1 protein-coding gene is annotated in these 1,116 nt (G+C 65.1%); it reads left to right on the forward strand.

The annotated features are described in order from the left end of the window. Positions 1 to 12 precede the first annotated feature (12 nt). Positions 13 to 1,116, forward strand: a 1,104-nt coding sequence (locus tag AC07DW_RS34595; RefSeq protein ID WP_478861546.1) for an AAA family ATPase, incomplete at its 3' end; no start/stop codon positions are given.

Raw genomic sequence — 1,116 nt, forward strand, 5'->3', positions numbered from 1 at the left:
CAGCGCGAGGCGTTGAAGAAGGAGAAGGACGCCGAATCCAAGCAGCGCCTGGCCGATCTGGAAGCCGAGATCGCCACGCTCGAGCGCGAGTTCAACGACCTGGAAGAAGTGTGGAAGGCCGAGAAGGCCACCTTGCAGGGCGCGACCAAGATCAAGGAGCAGATCGAGCAGGCCAAGCTCGACCTGGAAGCCGCGCAACGCACCCAGGATTTCGCCCGCATGAGCGAGATCCAGTACGGCCGCATGCCCGAGCTGGAAAAGCAGCTCAAAGCCGCGCAGGAGGCCGAGACCCAGGGCTTCAAGCTGCTGCAGGACAAGGTCACCGCCGAGGAGATCGCCGAAGTCGTCGCGCGCTGGACCGGCATTCCGGTGGCGAAGATGCTCGAAGGCGAGCGCGACAAGCTGCTGAAGATGGAGCAGGCGCTGCACGCGCGCGTGGTCGGCCAGGACGAGGCGGTGCGGGTGGTGTCCGACGCGGTGCGGCGTTCGCGCGCCGGCCTGTCCGATCCCAACCGTCCCAGCGGTTCGTTCCTGTTCCTCGGCCCGACCGGCGTGGGCAAGACCGAACTGTGCAAGGCGCTGGCCGAATTCCTGTTCGACTCGTCCGACGCGATGATCCGCATCGACATGAGCGAGTTCATGGAGAAGCACGCGGTCAGCCGCCTGGTCGGCGCGCCTCCGGGTTATGTCGGCTATGAAGAGGGCGGTTATCTGACCGAAGCGGTGCGGCGCCGTCCCTACAGCGTGATCCTGCTCGACGAAGTCGAGAAGGCGCACCCGGACGTGTTCAACATCCTGCTGCAGGTGCTCGACGACGGCCGCCTGACCGACGGCCAGGGCCGCACCGTGGATTTCCGCAACACGGTGATCGTGATGACCTCGAACCTGGGCTCGCAGATGATCCAGGAGCTCAGCAGCGATTCCTCGCCGGAGGCCTACACGCAGATGAAGGCGGCGGTGATGGGCGTGGTCCAGACCCACTTCCGTCCGGAGTTCATCAATCGCCTCGACGACATCGTGGTGTTCCATCCGCTGGAGAAGAGCCAGATCCGCGAGATCGCCAAGATCCAGCTGCATGGGCTGGAGAAGCGCCTGGGCGAGCGCGGCTTGAAGCTG

It is taken from the genome of Streptomyces sp. NPDC045701 (assembly GCF_056432045.1).